Source organism: Sphingosinicella sp. (assembly GCF_013911755.1).
Classification (GTDB): domain Bacteria; phylum Pseudomonadota; class Alphaproteobacteria; order Sphingomonadales; family Sphingomonadaceae; genus Sphingosinicella.
This window is the reverse complement of the sequence record NZ_JACESP010000023.1, coordinates 18,809-38,631: the sequence shown is the minus strand read 5'-3', so window position 1 is coordinate 38,631 and position 19,823 is coordinate 18,809. Positions and strand designations below refer to the sequence as shown.

The 19,823-nt window shown below is 63.6% G+C and carries 13 protein-coding genes; 8 read left to right on the top strand and 5 right to left on the bottom strand.

The genetic code is table 11. The annotated features are described in order from the left end of the window. The first annotated feature begins 6 nt into the window (after positions 1-6). The 4 genes from H2052_RS14655 to clpB all read left to right on the top strand — a co-directional run bounded on the left by H2052_RS14655 (position 7) and on the right by clpB (position 8,082). Positions 7-1,671 carry a D-aminoacylase gene (locus H2052_RS14655; RefSeq protein ID WP_293783125.1) on the top strand — a complete coding sequence of 555 codons (1,665 nt, stop codon included), beginning with the start codon at positions 7-9 and terminating at the stop codon, positions 1,669-1,671. Between the two features lie 32 nt (positions 1,672-1,703). Further along, positions 1,704-2,990, top strand: coding sequence for an amino acid deaminase (locus tag H2052_RS14650; protein WP_293783123.1), 1,287 nt, complete (start codon positions 1,704-1,706; stop codon positions 2,988-2,990). 36 nt (positions 2,991-3,026) lie between these two features. Next, entirely contained in the window at positions 3,027-5,366 is a 2,340-nt protein-coding gene (locus H2052_RS14645) for a serine hydrolase (RefSeq protein ID WP_293783121.1), read from the top strand. Positions 5,367-5,505: 139 nt separating this feature from the next. Then, a complete protein-coding gene (clpB, locus tag H2052_RS14640; protein WP_293783118.1) occupies positions 5,506-8,082 on the top strand; it encodes an ATP-dependent chaperone ClpB in 2,577 nt (858 codons plus the stop codon). Here the strand turns inward: clpB and H2052_RS14635 are convergent. Continuing rightward, complete coding sequence (locus H2052_RS14635; protein WP_293783115.1) at positions 8,079-9,089, bottom strand: hypothetical protein; 1,011 nt, start codon at positions 9,087-9,089, stop codon at positions 8,079-8,081. The genes clpB and H2052_RS14635 overlap by 4 nt on opposite strands. 41 nt (positions 9,090-9,130) lie before the next feature. Here H2052_RS14635 and H2052_RS14630 point away from each other — a divergent pair, with 41 nt between their 5' ends. Both H2052_RS14630 and H2052_RS14625 read left to right on the top strand, forming a co-directional pair. Continuing rightward, on the top strand, positions 9,131-9,874 hold the full coding sequence (locus H2052_RS14630) for a 2OG-Fe(II) oxygenase family protein (protein WP_293783112.1): 744 nt from the start codon (positions 9,131-9,133) through the stop codon (positions 9,872-9,874). A 61-nt stretch (positions 9,875-9,935) separates the two neighbouring features. Further along, complete coding sequence (locus H2052_RS14625) at positions 9,936-10,451, top strand: hypothetical protein (protein WP_293783109.1); 516 nt, start codon at positions 9,936-9,938, stop codon at positions 10,449-10,451. A 107-nt stretch (positions 10,452-10,558) separates the two neighbouring features. Here H2052_RS14625 and H2052_RS14620 read toward each other — a convergent pair whose 3' ends face one another. From H2052_RS14620 to xseA, 3 genes are all read right to left on the bottom strand, one after another. After that, positions 10,559-13,552, bottom strand: coding sequence for a TonB-dependent receptor (locus H2052_RS14620; protein ID WP_293783106.1), 2,994 nt, complete (start codon positions 13,550-13,552; stop codon positions 10,559-10,561). A gap of 471 nt (positions 13,553-14,023) precedes the next feature. Next, positions 14,024-14,242, bottom strand: coding sequence for a DUF2093 domain-containing protein (locus H2052_RS14615; RefSeq protein ID WP_293783203.1), 219 nt, complete (start codon positions 14,240-14,242; stop codon positions 14,024-14,026). Between the two features lie 17 nt (positions 14,243-14,259). Further along, the gene (gene xseA, locus H2052_RS14610; protein ID WP_293783103.1) at positions 14,260-15,663 is read right to left on the bottom strand and encodes an exodeoxyribonuclease VII large subunit; all 1,404 of its coding nucleotides are present in this window, start codon (positions 15,661-15,663) and stop codon (positions 14,260-14,262) included. A 44-nt stretch (positions 15,664-15,707) separates the two neighbouring features. Between xseA and purD the strand changes: the two genes are divergently transcribed. Beyond that, on the top strand, positions 15,708-16,982 hold the full coding sequence (purD, locus tag H2052_RS14605) for a phosphoribosylamine--glycine ligase (protein ID WP_293783100.1): 1,275 nt from the start codon (positions 15,708-15,710) through the stop codon (positions 16,980-16,982). A 5-nt stretch (positions 16,983-16,987) separates the two neighbouring features. Then, complete coding sequence (locus H2052_RS14600) at positions 16,988-18,061, top strand: phosphotransferase family protein (RefSeq protein ID WP_293783097.1); 1,074 nt, start codon at positions 16,988-16,990, stop codon at positions 18,059-18,061. Positions 18,062-18,104: 43 nt separating this feature from the next. On the opposite strand, the gene H2052_RS14595 is transcribed toward H2052_RS14600, so the two are convergent. Continuing rightward, complete coding sequence (locus tag H2052_RS14595) at positions 18,105-19,667, bottom strand: leucyl aminopeptidase (protein ID WP_293783094.1); 1,563 nt, start codon at positions 19,665-19,667, stop codon at positions 18,105-18,107. Positions 19,668-19,823 lie beyond the last annotated feature (156 nt).

The window sequence follows — 19,823 nt, the reverse complement described above, 5'->3', positions numbered from 1 at the left end:
TTGGACATGAAGATGCGGACACAGGCTGCGCTCGGCGCGCTGCTGCTGGCGGCGTTTGCCCCGGCCGCGCAGGCCGACGACACGTGGGACTTCCTGATCACGAACGCGCGTATCGTGGACGGCAGCGGGAGCCCATGGTTTCGCGGTGCGATTGCCATCGACGATGGCAAGATCGCGTGGATCGGCAATGAGACGACCGATACCATGCGTGCCGCGCGGATCATTGATGCGAAGGATCGGGTCGTTTCTCCCGGCTTCATGGATTTCATGGGTCAGAGCACGCTCGTCTACGTGACCAATCCAGCTTCGGCGCAGTCGCGGCTGACGCAGGGGATCACGGTGCATCTGAGCGGCGAAGGCGGCTCACCTGCGCCGCAGAATGAGACGACCCAGCCTGATCCGGTGATGATCCAGGGCAAGCCATATCGCTGGCGCACCTACAAGGAATATTTCGACATCCTGGAAACGCTCGGCGTGCCGGTCAACGTCGTCCACAACGTCGGCGCTGCGCAGGTGCGCCGTGTGGTAATGGGTGTCGAGGACCGGAAGCCGACCGCGCGCGAAATGGAAACGATGAAGAAACTCGTGGACGAAGCGATGCGCGACGGCGCTTCGGGCCTCTCCACGGCGCTCATCTATCCGCCCGGAAACTATCAGAGCACTGCGGAACTGATCGAACTTGCGAAGATGGTGAAGCCTTACGGCGGCTTTTATTCCACGCACATGCGAAACGAGAGCAACAAACTTCTCGAATCCATCGACGAGTCGATCGCGATCGGCAAGGGCGCGGGGATTCCCGTGCAAATCTATCACCTGAAGGCAGCGGGCGTGAAGAACTGGCCGCTGATGCAGAAGGCGGTCGACAAGATCGCCGACGCCCGTACCGCAGGCCTCGACGTCACCACCGACATCTATCCCTACGTGCGCAACGGCATCGGCCTCGGCTCGTTCGTGCCGCCGTGGTCCTACGCGAAGGGGCCGGAAGCCTTCTACAAGACGCTCGCCGACCCGAAGGTGCGCGCCGACCTCCGCAAGGTCGTGGAAACCGACACGTCTTGGGAAAACTGGTACGACCACGTCGGGCAGGACTGGGCGAACGTCCAGATCACTGACGACCGGCTCGGCAAGGAACTCGTCGGCCTCAGTATAGCAGAAGCTGCCAAACTGCGCGGCAAGGACGCGTGGACGTTCGTGTTCGACACGATCGCGGAGGGCGGCGTCAGCGTCGCACCGCTAAGCATGAACGAAGAACAGAAGCGCATCGCGCTAAAAGCCCCGTTCGTGATGATCAACACCGATACCTCGCCCGCGAGTCCCGATGTCGACGGCCTCGCCACGCATCCGCGCGCCTACGGCACGATGCCGCGCGTGCTCGCGAAATATGTGCGCGAGGAGAAAGTGATCCCGCTGGAGGAAGCCATCCGCCGCATGACCTCCGCGTCCGCAAACCGGCTCGGCCTGTTCGATCGCGGCAGGCTCGGCGTCGGCTATGCGGCCGACGTTGTGATCTTCGATCCCGAGACTGTTCAGGACCGCGCCACGTTCGAGAACCCGGCGCAGTATTCAACCGGCATGGACTACGTCTTCGTCAATGGCGTGCTTGCGGTCGAGGATGGCAAGATGACCGGCGCGCGGGCGGGCAAGGTGATCCGTTACGAGCGGACGCGATAGCGACAACAGAAAAGCAGAAAAAAGAGAACGTAATGGCGATCAACGTGCCACGGGATCATCTCGATTGGCGGATCAAGGGCCTGCCCGCGGCGTGGCATGGCAATGAAGCGGATCTCGCGTCCGCCGGGCTTTCGGTTCTGAACGAGGATCTGATGCTGCCGGCGGCCGTGCTGCACCGCTCGGCGCTTCAGCACAACAGCCGGTGGATGCAGCGCTTCACCGAACTGACGGGTACGAAAATCGCGCCGCATGGCAAGACGACGATGAGTCCGGAGCTTTTCGCCATGCAGATAGCGGACGGCGCGTGGGGAATCACTGCGGCAACCGCCGGCCATGTGCGTGCATACCGCGCATTCGGCATCAGCAGAATCTTCATGGCGAATCAGCTCGTGGGCCGCGAGAACATCGCCTACGTCGCGGGCGAGCTTCGCGCGGATCCCGGTTTCGATTTCTACTGCCTCGTCGACTCGATGCGCGCGATCGATCTGCTCGAAGCGGGGCTGGCAGCGTCTCCGCCGGGCCGGCGGCTCCAGGTTTTGATCGAGCTTGGTCTCCCGGGCGGACGCACGGGCTTCCGCGATGATGCGGAGGCGCTGGCGGCAGCCGAACGGATCGCGGCTTCGTCTCAAATCTGCCTGCGCGGTATCGAGGCATTCGAGGGCATCATCCAGGGCCTCGAAGCCGCCGAGCGCGACGCGAAGGTCGATGCGCTGTTGCAGCGGATCGTCCGGCTCGCCGAACACTGCCACGACACGGGCCTGTTTTCCGGCGAGCCCATCCTCTCTGCGGGCGGTTCATCGCTGTTCGACCGTGTCGCGGAGAGATTCGGCGCGGCGCGGCAGGAACGGCCTTTCTTCGTTCTGTTGCGCAGCGGCTGCTACCTCGTACACGACAGCCATTTCTACAAGCAGCTCATCGAGCAGCTCGAAGTCCGTTCGCCGATCGCCGCGAGCCTCGGCGAAGGACTCCGCCCCGCGCTGGAAGTCTGGGCCTATGTCCATTCGCGTCCCGAACCGACGCGGGTGATCGCGGGCCTCGGCAAGCGCGACATCGGCGAAGACGTTGCCCGCCCCACCCCGCTCGCGTGGGCCCGGCCCGGCCCCGATGCGACGCCGCGGCCGCTCGGTGAGACGCACCGCGCCTCGCGCCTCGACGATCAGCACGCCTATCTCGACGTTCCGGCGAACTCGCCGCTGGAACCCGGCGACTTGATCAGCTTCGGCATTTCGCACCCATGCACGACGTTCGACAAATGGAAGCTGCTCTATATCGTCGATGACCAGTTGCATGTGACCGGATCGGTACGGACATATTTTTGAGCCGGCGGACCCGGCTCAGGGGGATGGAGGTTTGCAATGAAAAGACTGCTCGCATGGGTGATCGTGCTGATAGCCCCCGCTGCCGCGCTGGCACAGGCTCCCGATCCTGCGCTCGATCGCGCAGCCGCGCTGATCGCCGATGCCGCGCAGTGGGAAATGCGGGAGAAGCGGATCCCCTCGATCGCCATCGCGATCGTCGGCCAGGACGGCGTTCGCTGGTCAGGCGCGTGGGGCAAGGCGGATGCCGACGGAAACGTGCCAGCAGCGCCAGACACCGTTTACCGCGCGGGCTCCGTCAGCAAGCTGTTCACCGATGTCGCTGTCATGAAGCTCGTCGAGCAGGGCAAGCTCGACCTCGACGCGCCCGTTCGCACCTACCTGCCCACGTTTCAGCCCAAAAACCCTTTCGGGGGCGAAATCACGCTGCGCCAGTTGATGACGCATCGCAGCGGCCTCGTCCGCGAACCCCTGCGTGGGCATTACTTTGATACGGCGCCGAAGGGGCAGGCTGATGCCGTGCTCAGCCTGAATGACACGACGCTCGTTGCCGCGCCCGGCACCATCACCAAATATTCGAATGCCGGAATTGCGGTGGTCGGCGAGGTCGTCGCGCGCGTTACGGGCCTTCCCTACGAGAAGGCCCTGCATAGCCTCGTGCTCGATCCCCTGGGCATGGCATCGAGCGGCCTCACCGCCGCACCCTTCGCCGGACGCATCGCGTACAGCGAAATGGCCGCGTTTGACGGCCCTCGCATCGCCGCTCCGCCGATCGAACTCGGCACGCCCGCGGCCGGAAGCCTGTTCACGACGACCGGCGACCTTGGCCGTTTTGCGCAGGCGCTGCTGAACAAGGGCGCGATTCCGAATGGCCGCATGTTGAAAGCGGCCTCGCTCGACGAGATGTGGCGGCGACAGTATCCGGATCCGGGCGCCCGCGTCTTCGGCCTCGGCTTCGTGGTCGGGGACATGGACGGAAAACGCGTCGTCGGCCACGGCGGCGCAATCTACGGCCACGCCACGGAACTGCGCGTGCTGCCCGATGACGGCATCGGCGTGGTCGCCTTCTCCACCGTCGATTCGTCGAACCACATCACCGCCCGGCTGGCGGACTATGCGCTTCGTACGATGCTGGCACTGAAGGCGGGCGCGGAGCCCCCCGCCTTCCTGAAAAGCGAGCTTGTCACGGGCGACACAGCAAAGCGGCTTTCGGGCTGGTTCACCAACGGGAAGCAGAGCGTCAGCACCCGTATCTACGCTGGCCGTCTGGTGATCGACGCGCCCGAACTTGTCGGCGACATCCGGCACACCGCAACCGGGTATGTCGTCGAGGACGCACAGACCCGGTTCGAAAAGCTGGCCATCGCCGATGACGGTGCATGGATCGAGGTGGGCGGGGTCCGCTACGCGCGCGGCGAGATGCTCGAGCCGCCGCGGCCGAATGCCGAACTCGCCGCGCTCGTCGGCGACTACGGCTGGGAACACAACGTGCTTCGCGTCTACGAGCGTGACGGGACGCCGTTCGTGTGGATCGAATGGACGGAGCATTCGCCGCTGACGCGAACGGCAGCCGACCACTACGCCTTCCCTACCAATCGCGGCCTCTATCCGTTCGAAGCACTCGCTTTCGAGCGGGACGCGGCAGGGACGGTCACAGCGGCGAGCCTGAGCGGCATCCGCTTCCCGCGCCGCGATTTCGGCGCGGAGGTGGAAGCGAAGGTCCGCGAGGGTGTGCAGGCCAATTTCGCCGGGCTTCGGACCGCGGCACTGGCCGCCACGCCGCCGCACGAGCCGCCTTCGGCAAAGCCGAGCGACCTTTATGCCATCACCAGGGCCGACCCGACGATCCGGCTCGACGTGCGCTATGCGGGCACAAACAACTTCATGGGCATTCCGGTATACGAAAGCGCCCGCGCCTATCTGCAGCGGCCCGCCGCCGAGGCGCTGGCCCGCGTTAACCAGGCGCTTCGAAAGCGCGGCTACGGCCTCCTCATTCACGATGCTTATCGCCCTTGGTACGTGACCAAGATGTTCTGGGATGCGAGCCCGGTTTCCAGCCGCATGTTCGTCGCCGACCCGTCGCAGGGTTCGCGCCACAATCGCGGCGCTGCCGTCGATCTCACGATGTTCGATCTTGCCACGGGCAAGCCGATGGAAACGACGGGACGCTACGACGAGTTTTCGACCCGCTCCTACTCCAACTTCGTGGGTGGCACCGACCATCAACGCTGGCTGCGCGAGGTGCTGCGGAGCGCGATCGAGGCCGAGGGTTTCGACGTCTATCCCGAGGAATGGTGGCATTTCGATTTCGGCAGCTGGCGGGACTACCCGATCGGCAACAAAACCTTCGAGGAACTCGAGGGCCGCCGCCGCCGTTGACCATCCGCTCTGTTTGATCAGAGTCATGTGAAGGGCGCGTAGCCCGGCGTAAAAAACTTGCGCCGGGCGCTTGCGTTGCAAAACTGCAACACCATATCGCGCTCAGTCCATGATTGCCCGCACGGGGGATGTAAACGCCATGAATATCGAGAAATTCAGCGACCGCGCCAAAGGCTTCCTGCAATCCGCGCAAACCGTCGCGATCCGCATGAGCCACCAGCGTGTGGCGCCCGAGCATCTGCTGAAGGCGCTCCTCGAAGACGAGCAGGGTATGGCCTCCGGCCTCATCCAGAAGGCGGGCGGCGATGCCCGCGCGGCGACGCGGGAGGTCGATCAGGCGCTCGCCAAGCACGCGCAGGTCTCTGGCGGTGGCGCGCAGAGCGTGCAGTGGGACAATGACACCGTACGCGTCCTCACCCAGGCCGAAGAGGTCGCGAAGAAGGCGGGTGACAGCTTCGTCACCGTCGAGCGGCTGCTGCTTGCACTGACGCTCGCGAAGGAAACCGCCGCGGGCAAGGCGCTGGCTGCTGCAGGCGTGACGCCACAGGGCCTCAACAGCGCCATCGAAACGCTACGTCAGGGCCGTACCGCCGACACGGCCGGCGCAGAAGACCGTTATGACGCGCTGAAGAAATTCGCGCGCGACCTGACCGCTGCAGCGCGAGAGGGCAAACTCGACCCCGTGATCGGCCGTGACGAGGAAATTCGCCGCACGATACAGGTGCTGGCACGGCGCACCAAGAACAACCCCGTGCTGATCGGCGAGCCGGGCGTCGGCAAGACCGCGATCGCCGAAGGCCTAGCGCTGCGCATCGCGAATGGCGACGTGCCCGACGGCATCAAGGACCGCACCGTGATGGCGCTCGACATGGGCAGCTTGATCGCGGGCGCCAAGTATCGCGGCGAGTTCGAGGAACGCTTGAAAGGCGTACTCGACGAAGTGAAGGCCGCCGAGGGCAACATCATCCTGTTCATCGACGAGATGCACACGCTGATCGGCGCGGGCAAGTCCGAAGGCGCAATGGACGCCTCCAACCTGCTGAAGCCTGCGCTCGCGCGCGGCGAACTGCACTGCATCGGCGCGACGACGCTCGACGAATATCGCAAGCATGTGGAGAAAGACCCCGCCCTGCAGCGGCGCTTCCAGCCCGTGTTCGTGGGTGAGCCGACCGTCGAGGATACGATCTCGATCCTGCGCGGGCTGAAGGAGAAGTACGAGCTTCACCACGGCGTGCGCATTACAGACGGGGCGCTGGTTTCCGCCGCGACGCTTTCGAACCGCTACATCACCGACCGCTTCCTGCCGGACAAGGCCATCGACCTGATGGACGAGGCCGCCTCGCGCCTGCGCATGGAGGTGGAGTCGAAGCCCGAGGAGATCGAGAACCTCGACCGCCGCATCATCCAGCTGAAGATCGAACGCGAGGCGCTGAAGAAGGAGAAGGACGAGGCGTCGAAGGACAGGCTGGCCAATCTGGAACGCGACCTCGCGGATCTGGAGGAACAGTCTCGGGAGCTGACCACCCGGTGGCAAGCCGAGCGCGAGAAGATGCAGTCGGAGACCAAGCTGAGGGAACAGCTCGATGCCGCGCGCAGCGAGCTGGAACAGGCGCAGCGTTCGGGCGATCTCGCGCGGGCGGGCGAACTCTCCTACGGCGTCATTCCGGGTCTCGAAAAGCAGCTGGCTGAAGCCGAAGGTGCCAGCAAAGGCGCAATGGTGCGCGAGGAAGTCACTGCCGACGATATCGCCGCCGTCGTTTCACGCTGGACAGGCATTCCGGTCGACCGGATGCTGGAAGGCGAGCGCGAGAAGCTGCTGCAGATGGAAGCGCTGATCGGCAAGCGCGTGATCGGGCAGGAAGACGCGGTGAAGGCCGTGTCCGCCGCAGTGCGCCGCGCGCGTGCGGGGCTTCAGGACCCGAACCGTCCGCTGGGCAGCTTCCTGTTCCTCGGGCCGACGGGCGTCGGCAAGACCGAACTGACGAAGGCGCTCGCCGAGTTTCTGTTCGACGACGCGGGCGCGATGGTGCGCATCGACATGAGCGAGTTCATGGAGAAGCACAGCGTCTCCCGCCTGATCGGCGCGCCTCCGGGCTATGTCGGCTATGACGAGGGCGGCGTGCTCACCGAGGCGGTGCGGCGGCGGCCCTATCAGGTCGTGCTGTTCGACGAGGTGGAGAAGGCGCACGCTGACGTCTTCAATGTGCTCCTGCAGGTGCTCGACGACGGGCGGCTGACCGACAGCCAGGGCCGCACGGTGGATTTCACCAACACCATCATCATCCTCACTTCGAACCTCGGTTCGCAGTATCTTTCGTCACTCCGCGACGACCAGACCGTGAAGGATGTGGAGGACGAGGTGATGACCGTGGTGCGCGGGCATTTCCGGCCCGAGTTCCTGAACCGGCTGGACGAGATCATCCTGTTCCACCGGCTGGCGCAGGCGCACATGGGGCCGATCGTCGATCTACAGGTCTCGCGCGTCCAGAAGCTGCTCGCCGACCGGAAGATCACCATCGACCTCACCGATGCGGCAAGGGCGTGGCTAGGCCGGGTCGGATACGACCCGGTGTACGGCGCAAGGCCGCTGAAACGGGCGGTGCAGAAATATCTGCAGGACCCCCTCGCCGACAAGATCCTCTCAGGCGAGATCGGCGACGGCGCGACAGTGAAGGTGGACGAAGGCGACGGCGCGCTGGCGTTTCAGGTGGGCTAGGCGGCAACCCGGTGTACCGGGCTGCTGAGCGCGGGCTGCAGTCCGATATGTCCCGCCACCGCCGAAATCCAGTTCGCCACCATGGCGATTTCCTCGGCGTAGGCACTTTCCTGACGGACGCGCTCGCGTTCCCGCGCAGTTGCGTCGTAGGTCCGTCCGAGCTCTTTCGCATGGGTTTCGAACCGGCCCGATGCCATCACCTGATCGACGTCGCGGTCGGCGAAGCCGAGATCGAACCAGCGCGCGACGCTTTCGAATACGTCGCGCTTGTGCGCAAGCAGATCAGCGGCATCGAGGCTGCGGACCCGTTGGGGCTGTCCCGCGACGAGATCGATAAACTCGGCGCGGTGCATCAGCCACACCATGCCGGCGATCTGAAGATCGGTCTGCTGGAAGACCTCGGCGGGCGAAAATCCGGTTGGCAAGCGCTGGCGCGGCGCGAGCAGCGTGTGTTGGCGCCGCACCCATATGCGGCCGAACATGCCCTTCTTGGCGACGGAGAACAGGAAGTCCTCCAATCCCGAAGACATGAGCAGTGCGCGGGCGTTCGGCCGGACCGCAAGCATCTGCGCGATGAGCACATTGGCTTCATTGCTCGGCTTGATGACGACGGTCTTTTCTGCCCTCGCGAGCAGACCGAGCACGCGGTGGAGCAAATCCGGATCACGCTTCCCACGAAGCGCAGCGCCGGCAAGATCATTGATGATCTGCGGTTCCTTGAGCCCGAAGACATGCCCCGGAACATCGAGCGCACTCGCAAGAAGCGTCGAGCAGCAAAAGGCGGAATGAAACAGGAAATGCACAGGGTTCGGCGGAGCCGTGAACTCGTGAAGCGCGGAAACCGGAACGAGGGTGCGTTCGCGCTCACCCAGATATTCGTCCGTCAGGAACGTCGCGCTGCGGTGCGCATCGCGATCGAGCCGGATGAATTGGACGACCTGCCGTTGCTCGTCGTAGCGATGCGGAAACCAAGAAGGATCGGCAAGAATAGCGCCCGGATTTGCCATAGCTTATGGTAGCAGCCTACACCCGGAGGTAAAGGTTGGGTATGAAGCTGGAACTCAATCCTGCGCTCGATGACAGCGCGCTCGCCCACACGTTTGCACAGCGTGGACGCATACAGATCCGCGACTTCCTCACTGAACCTTCGGCACGCGCCCTGGTTTCCGAATTGCAGCGCCTGCCTTGGGGGCTTGTCTACAATCAGGGAAACCAGGTTATCGAACTCGATGCCGCCGCCGTGAACGCAATGCCGCGCGACAAAGGCGCCAGCGCGGTTGCTGCAATCCACGAAGGCGCGCGCAACGGTTATCAGTTTTTCTACGCCTACTACCCGCTTTTCAGGGAGTACTTCCAACGACGCCTCGCCCCGACCCGGCTGTTCGACGCCTATGAATTCATCAACAGCGAACCCTTCCTGTCATTCATTCGCCGGGTAACGGGACTGGAGGACATTCGCTGGGCCGACGGGCAAGGGACACTCTTTACGGCAGGGCACTTCCTGAAATGTCACACCGATGAAGTGCCTGCGGAGCGACGCCTTGCCGCCTATGTCATCAACCTTACCGAGAACTGGGGGCGAGACTGGGGTGGTTTCCTGCAATTCTTCGATGAGCGCAACGATGTGAAGGAGGCCTATCGGCCGATCTTCAATGCCATCAACATCTTTAGAATCCCGGCCGATCATTCGGTCTCCGTGGTGGCGCCGTATGTGCGCGCACACCGATTTTCAATAACCGGGTGGTTTCGGGGAGATTCACCGCCCGGCCCCATCCCGCTGGAAAAGGCCTGAAGACCTGTTCCAGCCTGCAGAGTGTGTAGATGTGGAAACAACAGCAAAAGGGAGATCAAGAGTGAACCGAAAGATCGTATTGCTGACCATGGGAACCATGCTCTGCAGCGCTTCCGCCGTTATGGCCGATCCGATCGGCGATCCCTTTCGCGCGTGCGGCAAGATCGCGGAGGACAAGGCTAGGCTGGCGTGCTTCGACGAGGCACTGCAATCGCTCGATCAGAGACAAGCCGTCGTTCAGCAAACGCAAAAGGAACAGGCGGAGGCCGAATACGGTCTCAAGAAGTTCGAAACCAGCAAACAGGCCGAAACCGAAAAGCCGGAGGTTCGGGAATTAGGCCCAGCCGGCGTGGAAGAGCTCCGTTCAAGAATTGCCGAAGTTTTCGTTCAAAACGTCAATGGCCGGCACATTGTTGTTCTCGAAAATGGGCAGATGTGGCGGCAGACTTCGGTCAGCAGTTTCCGCGGCACACTACGGGCCGGCATGGAGGTCACGATCAGCGAAGGCGCGATCGGCGGATATCGCATGAAGTTCGAAGGGAAATCCGGTTTCCTCGGCGTAACGCGCGTGAAATAAGGACGGCGTCACGTACGAGAAAACGAATACCTGCTGAAGTTTCCAAAAAAAGAAGGGCGGGACCATATGCATGGCCCCGCCCATTTTTCGTGAATGATGCGCGTTAGTTAGAACTTCATACGAACGCCTGTGTAGTACCGACGACCGAACACATCGTAGACGTCCGCAGCCGTATCCGTACCCGTTGTGTTGAACGTGGTGCCAGAAAGGATCCGCGGCGCATCATTGTCGAGCAGGTTGTCGACACCAAAGTACAGTTCGAAGTTGTCACCGATGTTCCAACCGAGCTGAGCATCGAGATAGAACTCGGCCGACACGCCAACGCACTTCGCCTCATAGCCGTAAGCGAAGCAGAACTGATCGTCTTCATACGACTTGCCGATGTACGTACCCGTCAGGCTGGCGCGCAAACCACTTTCAGCATTGTATGCGAGGTTTGCCGTGAAGCGATCCTTCGCCGTGCCGATTTCACCCGCTTGACGATCGGCGGGTTCGCCGGCGGCCGGGAAGTAATCGTTCTTGAACACGCGCGTGTAGGCTACCTGAGCGCTGACCGTTCCGCCTGCGCCGATCGCGTCGAGACCCGAGCGGTAGTTCAGCACAACGTCGAGACCTTCGGTCTTCCACGACGCGCCGTTGACGTTGATGGCATCAATAAACTCGATCGAGCCAGCGCTGTTCACTGCCGTCGCGGCCGGACGGCGGGTGACGAGATCGCAGTACGTCGGATTGGCCTTGTTGAAGCACTGATCGAGGGTGAACCCACGACCCGGTGCCGCAATCACGTTCTTCACGTTGATGTTGTAGTAGTCGATCGAGAGCGACAGGTTGTTGAGCCCGAGCGAACGCGGCGTGATCACGGCACCCAGTGTCCAGGAGTCCGCCTTTTCCTCTTCAAGGTCGGGGTTACCGCCATTGAAGCCGCTGATGCCCTGCTGGTCAGCCTGATTCAGCGTGAACACGCCGTTAGCGGCAATGTTCGCGTTGACACCCGGCTGCGAACGGCAGATGTCGCCCACCGTACCGCCGCCCGTCGGCCCGACGCCGTCGCACGGATCGTTGATACCGGACGGGAAGGTCTGAGATAGACCCGAGTAAAGCTCGCCGATATTCGGAGCGCGAACCGCACGCGAGTAGGTCCCGCGGAAACGAATATCGTCCACCGGCTTCCACGTCGCTGTACCGGCGTAGCTGTAGACCGTGCCCACGGTGGAATAGTCCGCAACGCGAACCGAGCCGCCGACATCGAGCAGCTGGAAGCCCGGTGTATCAGCGAGAATCGGCACGCGAACCTCGAGATACGCTTCAGCGACATCGAACGATCCCGCCGTATCCGGAATCTTGTTGCCGGCGTTCATGCCCGCATTGGTGAGCGCGTCGTTGTCTTCCTTGCTCGACTCCTTGCGGTACTCGACACCCGTGGCGATACCAACCGGACCTGCCGGCAGCTGGAACAGTTCACCGGAAAGGTTCGCCTGAACCACCTGCTGCGTGATCTCGGTCTGGAACGTGCCCTGCGCATCGATATACGCAAGCGCTTCGGGGCTGATATTGCCCGCGCCGAAGATATTGACGGGAACGCAGCCGTTCGCACGGGCTTCTGCACTGGTGCAGACATAATCCGACGTACTGCCGTTGCCGTTCACATCATCGACGTCGACCATAACGGAGAGGCCGTCACGGAAGTTGGCAACATTGACCTGACCGCTCGAGACCTGATTTTCGATGGTCTTGCCGTAGTTGTAGCTGACATCCCAATTGAAGCGGTCATCGAACAGCGTGCCGTCGAAACCAACGACAAAGCGGAAGAAGTCACGCGATGTCGAACCGGTGCGGTTGCCGACCTCGGCGAGACGACGGGCAAACCCGATGTCACGGAGACCGTCACCGTCATTGTCGCGCGCGGCATCAAAGATCGCCTGCGGAACGAGCGGATTCTGGACAACGGCGACATTACCCTGCTCATCAAGCACACGATGTTCAATCGGCATCAGGCCAGAAGCCGGGAAAATACCCGTGCTGCCACCCGACTCAAGCGCGAACGGCTCAATGATGCGAGAGGATTCTGTGCGGTTGAATGTGCCTTCGAAGAAGAAGTTTGTGCCCTCGGTAAACTCGTAGTGACCGGCAGCGGCGAACAGATAACGCTGCACCGGCACCGCGATCGTGCGGAAGGCCTGACGGTTGAAACCGTCCGGACCGATCGGCTGACCCGCGAACGCGCCGCAGGTGGCGGGCGCTGTGCCACCATTGGTGGAGAAGCACGGACGCAGCTGACCGTTCGCATCATAGGTGAAGGTAGTACCCTGATTGCCTGCGACATTGGGATCATCCGGGATGATGAAACGGCCCTGAGGAGGGAAGCTGGACAGGAACGGTTCAATGCCCGTCGCCCAATCCGCCATGTCGCCCGTGATGAAAGCGCCGACAGAGGCGTCATCGAGGAACGTGTTCTTGCGCTGGCGCGAAAGGACGCCGCCTTCCTTCGAATAGCCGAAGTGCACCATGATGTTGCCGCGATCGTCGGCGAAATTGGTGCCGACGGTGACGTTCGCCTGATAACGGCGGTCGTCCCCGCGCTCGGTGATGCCGTATTGCGCGTTCGCCTCAAGACCCTCGAAATCCCGCTTGTAGACAAAGTTCACAACGCCGGCGATGGCATCCGAACCGTACAGCGACGAGGCACCGCCGGTGAGAACGTCGACACGCTCCAGGAACTGCGTCGGGATGACGTTGAGATCGACCGTGGCGCTGCCGGGCAGGCCGGCGACGACGCGGCGTCCATTGACGAGAACAAGCGTGCGATCCGACCCAAGGTCGCGAAGATCGACCGTCGCGACACCCGTGCCCGACGTGAGGAACGCCGAGTTCGTGCGGCTCAGCGCAGGCGTACCAAACGCCGGATTCTCGAGAAGCAGTTCCTGGATGTTGGTGGCACCCGAGTCCTTGATCGTCTGATCATTGACGATCTGCAACGGTGCCGTCGACACATCGACGGGAGACGCGATACGCGAACCCGTGACGACGATAACATCTTCCACAGAAACTTCGGCTTCCTGCTCCTGTGCGAACGCGGGAGCGGCGATCGCCGCTGCGGTCACAAGTACACTGCTTGTATGCAGCGCACGCCGATAGAGCGAAAATTTCGCGTTGTTCACATCCCAGTCCTTTTAACATTGTCCCAGTTTCGTCATCGACATGTGTTGCACCTCTGCACCATCACGAAACACGCCTATTCAGGCTTCTTTTTTTCGTTTCAGATACAAAAACACACGCCGATGCAGTCCATTACGGACCTTCCGCGTTTGTCTTGGAATATTATTGAAGTGTAAAGCAGCCCGCGGAGCGAGCGAGCGCTTCGAATTTACACTGTGACGGCTTGGACACACTCAGTGCAAGCAGGTAACGAAAATGGCAGAAAAATTGTAATTTTATTACTGTGCAATAGCGTTTTCGCTAGGGCGAGCGAAAAACGCGGTTGAAATCAATCGAGGGGGAAACCTGCCAAGCTGAAAGGTGCCGGTCTTTCGAAAATGTTCGAAAAAGCGCCAGATCAGAGGAACTTCGCTTGCCTACAGTCGCCCCAGCGCGCGCATTTCCGTATAGCGGGCGGCGGCGGCATCGCCCGAAACATAGGCTTCCTGAAGCTCGTGGCTCCAATAGCGCAGGTTCTGCAGCGGGATGCGCGTACCGGTGACCGCGCAGGTCACGTGGTCGCCCTGCTGGAGCACGCGGTAGGAGCCGGAAAGATACTGGAGCCGCGCCGGGCGGCCTTCACCGAGTTTGAGCATAGCGGACATAATGTCGCCTACAGGAGCTTCGCCTGCAAGGGTGCATCGCCCTGCGGAGCCGATTTTCGGGATTTTGCTCCACCTCCGCCTCCGCCCACGACGACCTCCACCGGATCGGGGCTGTCGCCGAAGCGCAGGCCAAGGCGAACCTCGCGGCGCGCTTCGTCCGCGCGCTTTACAAGACTGCCATCGGGCCGCGTGACCACCGCGTAGCCGCGCGACAGGATGGCGAGCGGGCTGAGCGATTCGAGCAGCCGTCCCGAAGACGCGGCGCGGTCCATGGCGCGCTGGACAAGGCTTGTGAGGAGCGTCGGGCGCAGACGCGTCGCAGCGCCAGCGAGCTCGTGGCGTGCGTCGGCGATCCGGCTGCGCATGGCGGCGCGCAGCGGCTCGGCGGCCTGGGCATAACGGCCCTGCCATTGTTGAAGCCCCGCCCGGAGGGCGCGGGGCAGCCGCTCGCCTACGTCATCAAGGCGCTGCGTCTTCATCCCAAGGATCGCGCTTGGAGTCGGCAAGCGCGCGGACCATAGCCGGATGCGCTCAGAGCGGACCTCGACAGTTTTCGCGATGCAGCGATCGAGACGAGCGGCGAAGGACGATACGCCCGCAACCAGTTCGGCGCGCACCGGAACGGCAAGTTCGGCTGCAGCGGTGGGTGTGGGCGCGCGGCGATCCGAGGCGAAATCGATGAGCGTGGTGTCGGTCTCGTGGCCGACGGCGCTGATGAGCGGGATTTCGGACGCGGCGGCGGCGCGCACGACGATCTCCTCGTTGAAGGCCATCAGATCCTCAATGGAGCCGCCGCCGCGGGCGACGATGATAACGTCCGGTCGGCGCGGCACGGCGTGGAAACCGCGGATCGCCGCCGCGATGTCCTCGGCGGCGCCCTCCCCCTGCACCTTCACCGGCCAGACGAGCACGTCGCGCGGGAAACGGTCTCCCAGCCGGTGCAGGATGTCGCGGATGACCGCGCCCGTGGGGGAGGTGACGACGCCGATCAGCTCCGGCAGCCACGGAATCGGCCGCTTGCGCTCAGGCGCGAACAGCCCCTCGGCGGCGAGCATCGCCTTGCGCCGCTCGATCATCGCGAGGAGCGCACCCTCCCCCGCCAGCTCCAGCGATTCGACGACGATCTGATATTTGGAGCGGCCCGGATAGGTGGTGAGGCGGCCCGTGGCGACCACCTCCATGCCGTCCTCGGGCCGGAAATTGAGGCGCGCGCGCTGGCCCTTCCACATCACCGCGTCGATCAGCGCGGCATCGTCCTTCAGCGCGAAATAGGCGTGGCCCGAGGCGGGCACTTTCCAGCCCGAAATCTCGCCGCGCAGGCGCACATTGCCGAATTGATCCTCGATACTGCGCTTCAGCGCCGAGGAGAGTTCGGAGACGGTGAATTCGTGGGCGTTGCCGGCAGCGTCCATGAGGCGTTGCTAAGCGCTCGGCGCACGCACTACAAGGCCCGGCCATGAACATCCTCCTCATTGGAAGCGGCGGCCGCGAACATGCGCTCGCCTGGAAAATCACTCAGTCGCCGCTGTGCGACACGCTCTGGTGCACGCCGGGAAACGCCGGCATCGCCGAGGTGTGCGCATGCGTGCCGATGAACACCGCCGACCACGGAGCGGTGATTGACTTCTGCCGCGCGAATAGTGTGGGCCTCGTCGTCGTGGGGCCCGAGCAGCCGCTCGTCGAGGGGCTGGTAGACGCGCTGACAGCGGCGGGCATCAAGGCGTTCGGACCGACCGCCAAGGCCGCGCAGCTCGAAGGTTCGAAAGGTTTCACCAAGGATTTGTGCAAGCGCGCGGGAATCCCGACCGCCGCGTATGAGCGTTTCACCGACGCGGGCGCGGCAAAGGCCTATGCGGCGGGGCGCGGGCTGCCCATCGTTATCAAGGCGGACGGGCTTGCGGCGGGCAAGGGCGTCATCATCGCCGAAACGCGCGAAGATGCGGACGCTGCGATCGACGATATGTTCGGCGGCAGCTTCGGCGCGGCAGGCGCGGAGGTGGTGATCGAGGCGTTCCTGACCGGCGAGGAGGCGAGCTTCTTCGCGCTCGTGGACGGCAAGACCGCCCTCCCCCTAGCATCCGCGCAGGATCACAAGCGCGTCGGCGACGGCGATACCGGGCCGAACACCGGCGGCATGGGCGCCTATTCGCCCGCGCCGGTGCTGACGCCCGCGCTTGAAGCGCAGGTGATGCGCGAGATCGTACAGCCGACGGTGGACGCGATGGCGGCGGAAGGCATGCCCTACGTGGGCGTGCTTTATGCCGGGCTGATGCTGACCGAGACCGGCCCCCAGCTGATCGAATACAACGCGCGCTTCGGCGACCCGGAATGCCAGGTGCTGATGCTGCGCATGAAGTCCGATATCGTACCGGTCCTGCTCGCCGCGGTAGACGGCGGCCTCGAACACGTCAGCGTCCAGTGGCACGATGCCCCGGCGCTGACGCTGGTGATGGCGGCGGAGGGGTATCCGGGCACGCCTAAGAAGGGCACGGTGATCGAAGGCACCGAGACGGCGGCCGGCGAAGGCGTCGTGATCTTCCATGCAGGCACCGCGCGCGATGCCGAGGGCCGATTGATTGCGAACGGCGGCCGGGTGCTCAATGTCACCGCCACGGGCAAGAGCGTACGCGAGGCGCGCGACCGGGCCTATGCGGCTGCCGAAAAGATCAGGTGGTCGGAAGGCTTCTACAGGTCAGATATCGGTTGGAGAGCCATAGCGCGGGAGGAATAAACGGCGTGACCAGCAAGCAGGAACAGTTCTCCGGAACGCAGGCCGTCCGCGAGGCGCATCGCTTCGACGAGGCGAGGCTCGCAGACTGGATGCAGGCGAATGTGGAGGACTACAAAGGCCCGCTGACGGTCGAACAGTTCAAGGGCGGCCAGTCGAACCCGACCTACAAGCTGGTGACGCCCGCGAAGGCCTACGTGATGCGGCGCAAGCCGCCGGGGCAGCTCCTGAAATCCGCGCACGCAGTGGACCGCGAATACAAGGTCATCAGCGCGCTTTATGCGCAGGGCTTCCCGGTTGCGCGCGCTTACGGCCTCTGCACCGACGAGGATGTGATCGGCACGTGGTTCTATGTGATGGACTGCGTGGACGGGCGCGTGGTGTGGGACACGTCATTTCCAGGCGAAGCCCCCGCAAGCCGCGCCGCGCACTTCGACGCGATGAACAAGACCATCGCAGACCTCCACAACTTCGATCCCGAAGCGATCGGCCTCGGCGACTTCGGGAAACCCGGCAGTTATTTCGCCCGCCAGATCGGGCGCTGGGCGGGGCAATACAAGGACGACGAACAGGCGGGACACTTCGCGGAGATGGACCGGCTGTGTGAGTGGCTGCCCGCGAACATCCCGCCGGGAGACGAGACGAGTGTGGTGCACGGCGACTACCGCGCCGACAACATGATTTTCCATCCCACCGAGCCGAAGGTGCTCGCGGTGCTGGACTGGGAGCTTTCGACGCTCGGCCACCCGCTCGCCGACTTCACCTATCACCTGATGATGTACCGAATGCCGCCCGAAGAGACCGCCGGGCTCGCCGGCAAGGATCTCGCGGCACTCGGCATCCCGAGCGAAGCCGAATACGTGGAGGCCTATTGCCGCCGCACCGGGCGCAGCGGCATTCCCAATCTCGATTTCTACATCGCCTTCAACATGTTCCGCCTCGCGGCGATCATCCACGGCATCAAGGGCCGGCTGATCCGGGGCACGGCCTCCAACGCCCACGCCGCCGCGATGAGCGAACGGCTGGTGCCGCTTGCCAAGCTCGCATGGGCGCAGGCGGAAAAGACGATGAAGGCGGGTTAGGCCGCCTCCTCATCCCTCCCTTTCAGGAAGCAGCTTTTTCTGGTTAGCGGCCGCCCTCGCCCGCCGTGCGCGGGACCGGCTTCCAGTTGCGGGCGAAATCGTCGAGCAGACGCACCCCGTAGCCGACCGCGCCCTTCGGCGCCGTTGGCTGGCCCTTGTCGGCCCACACGGTGAAGGCCACGTCGAGGTGCGCCCACGGTGTTTCGGGCTTCACGAACGCGCCGATGAAGTGCGCGCCGAGGCCCGCGCCCGGTCTGCCGCCTTCGGCGGAGTTCAGAAGGTCGGCGACACCTGACTTCATTGTTTCGGCATAGGCGGCATGAAGCGGCAGTTGCCAGAGCGGCTCACCGACAGCCTTGCCCGCAGCCGTAAGTTGCGCGGCGAGTGCATCGTGGCGGCTGAAGAGGCCAGCATAGTCGTCCCCGAGCGCCCCACCGACGGCGCCGGTGAGCGTCGCGATGTCGACGATGGCAGCAGGCTTGAAGCGTGCCTCCGCGTAGGACACGGCGTCGGCGAGGACGAGACGGCCTTCGGCGTCCGTATTCGTCACCTCGATCGTCTTGCCGTTGTAAGCCTTCACGACATCGCCGGGGCGTGTCGCCCCGCCATCGGGCATATTCTCGGCGAGCGCCGCCACCGCCACTACGTTCACCGCAGCGCCGCTCTTCGCCAGTGAAAGCGTCGTACCCATCACGGCGGCGGCGCCCGCCATGTCGGTCCGCATCCGCCACATTCCGAGGCCGGGTTTCAGGGAGACGCCCCCGGAATCGAAAGTGATCCCCTTGCCCGCGAGCACGATGGGCGCCTCGCTGCCGCCCCCGCCATATTCGACGATGAGCATGCGCGGCGGGCGCGGCGAACCTTTGCCGACGCTGAGAATCGCGCCCATGCCGAGCTTTTCCATCTCGGGAACGCCGAGCGCCTCGATCCGCACTTTGGCGACACCTTTGAACGCATCGCGCACACGCTCGACGAACACTTCAGGGTATTTGACGTTCGAGGGCTCGCTGATGAGGTCGCGCGCGAGCGTGACGCCCTCGACGAGCGCCCTGCCTTCTCTGGCATAGCTTTCCGCGCCTGGCGCGCCCACCACGGTGAGGGGTGCATCGCGTCCAGCCGCGCGGGGCTTTTGCGGCGGCGCCTTGTAGCGATCGAAACTGTAGCCGCCGAGTTCGGCGCCCACGGCGAGATTGGCAGCGGCATCCGGCACATTCGGCGCAAGGCCCGACGCAAGGAGGGCGACAGGTCCATCCGCCGATGCGGTCTCCTGCGCCGCGATCCCGCCGATGTCCTGCAGCCCGGCGGTCGTCGCTCCATCTTTCGCACCGATCACGACGATCTGCTGCCAGTCCCCGATGCCGCGCAGCACAAGCGTGGATTTCGCTGCATAGTCAAACGCAGCCGATTCGAGTGCCCGACCGACGGCCTCCCGGGTCGCGGTGTCGAGCGCTACGCCCCGGACCGCGAGATCCTCCTTCGCGGCAAGCGGCAGAACAATCGCGGCGCCTCCATCTGGCGCCCGATCCGAAAAGACGACAGGGCGCGCTTCCGCCCCTGCGATTCCCACGATTCCGGCGAGCAACACGGCTCCAAAAGCACGACGCATACAAATAATCTCCAAAAGCAAGCGCCTGTAATGCCAGCCAGCACTGGCGTCCTGCAAGACGCGACATTGGCCCCGGCACCCTTGAGGCAACTCGAATTTGTTCGCGTTTCCACGAAATTAACCTTGACCGTCAGCACCTCGTTCAACGCTGCCGTG

What these genes read in the sequence shown, in the direction of transcription:
- H2052_RS14655 (WP_293783125.1), top strand. Translation starts at nt 7, where the DNA reads ATGAAGATGCGGACACAGGCTGCGCTCGGCGCGCTGCTGCTGGCGGCG.
- H2052_RS14650 (WP_293783123.1), top strand. Translation starts at nt 1,704, where the DNA reads ATGGCGATCAACGTGCCACGGGATCATCTCGATTGGCGGATCAAGGGC.
- H2052_RS14645 (WP_293783121.1), top strand. Translation starts at nt 3,027, where the DNA reads ATGAAAAGACTGCTCGCATGGGTGATCGTGCTGATAGCCCCCGCTGCC.
- clpB (WP_293783118.1), top strand. Translation starts at nt 5,506, where the DNA reads ATGAATATCGAGAAATTCAGCGACCGCGCCAAAGGCTTCCTGCAATCC.
- H2052_RS14635 (WP_293783115.1), bottom strand. Translation starts at nt 9,089, where the DNA reads ATGGCAAATCCGGGCGCTATTCTTGCCGATCCTTCTTGGTTTCCGCAT.
- H2052_RS14630 (WP_293783112.1), top strand. Translation starts at nt 9,131, where the DNA reads ATGAAGCTGGAACTCAATCCTGCGCTCGATGACAGCGCGCTCGCCCAC.
- H2052_RS14615 (WP_293783203.1), bottom strand. Translation starts at nt 14,242, where the DNA reads ATGCTCAAACTCGGTGAAGGCCGCCCGGCGCGGCTCCAGTATCTTTCC.
- xseA (WP_293783103.1), bottom strand. Translation starts at nt 15,663, where the DNA reads ATGGACGCTGCCGGCAACGCCCACGAATTCACCGTCTCCGAACTCTCC.
- purD (WP_293783100.1), top strand. Translation starts at nt 15,708, where the DNA reads ATGAACATCCTCCTCATTGGAAGCGGCGGCCGCGAACATGCGCTCGCC.
- H2052_RS14595 (WP_293783094.1), bottom strand. Translation starts at nt 19,667, where the DNA reads ATGCGTCGTGCTTTTGGAGCCGTGTTGCTCGCCGGAATCGTGGGAATC.